The 950-nt window shown below is 44.2% G+C and carries 1 protein-coding gene; it reads left to right on the top strand.

From position 1 onward, the window contains the following. The coding region (locus FD04_RS12880) for a clumping factor A (protein WP_162255747.1) at window positions 1-950 on the top strand (950 nt) is incomplete at both ends.

Raw genomic sequence — 950 nt, 5'->3', positions numbered from 1 at the left:
CTTACTGACGTCGAGCCAGACTCACTAACCGAGATTGAGCCTGAATTACTCAATGACGTTGATGTTGAGTCACTTACTGATGTTGAGCCAGATTCACTGACAGAAATTGAACCTGAATTACTCAACGACGTTGATGTCGATTCACTTACAGACGTTGAGCCAGATTCACTGACAGAAATAGAACCCGAATTACTCAACGACGTTGACGTTGAGTCACTTACTGATATTGAGCCAGATTCACTAATCGAGATTGAACCCGAATCACTCAACGATGCTGAAGTTGAATCACTTACTGACGTCGAGCCAGACTCACTAACCGAGATTGAGCCTGAATTACTCAATGATGTTGATGTCGAATCACTTACTGACGTCGAGCCAGACTCACTAACTGAGATTGATTCTGAGTTACTCAACGATGTTGATGTCGAGGTTGAATCACTTACTGACATCGAGCCAGACTCACTAACCGAGATTGAGCCTGAATTACTCAATGATGTTGATGTCGAAGTTGAATCACTCAGCAACGTTGATGTTGAGCCACTTACTGATGTTGAGCCAGATTCACTGACAGAGATCGAACCCGAATCACTCAACGACGTTGATGTTGAATCACTCACCGACGTTGACGTCGAATCACTCACTGATGTTGAACCAGATTCACTGACAGAGATTGATTCCGAATCACTCACCGACGTTGAGCCAGACTCACTAATCGAGATTGAGCCTGAATTACTCAATGATGTTGATGTCGAAGTTGAATCACTTAACGACGTTGATGTCGCATCGCTTACTGATGTTGAACCAGATTCACTGACCGAGATCGAACCCGAATCACTCAACGACGTTGATGTTGAATCACTTACTGACGTTGAGCCAGATTCACTGACCGAGATCGAACCCGAATTACTCAACGACGTTGACGTTGAGTCACTTACTGATGTTGAACCAGA

It is taken from the genome of Secundilactobacillus odoratitofui DSM 19909 = JCM 15043 (assembly GCF_001434895.1).
Classification (GTDB): domain Bacteria; phylum Bacillota; class Bacilli; order Lactobacillales; family Lactobacillaceae; genus Secundilactobacillus; species Secundilactobacillus odoratitofui.
Note: the sequence above shows the minus strand (reverse complement) of the source record. Positions and strands in the feature narration are given on the sequence as shown.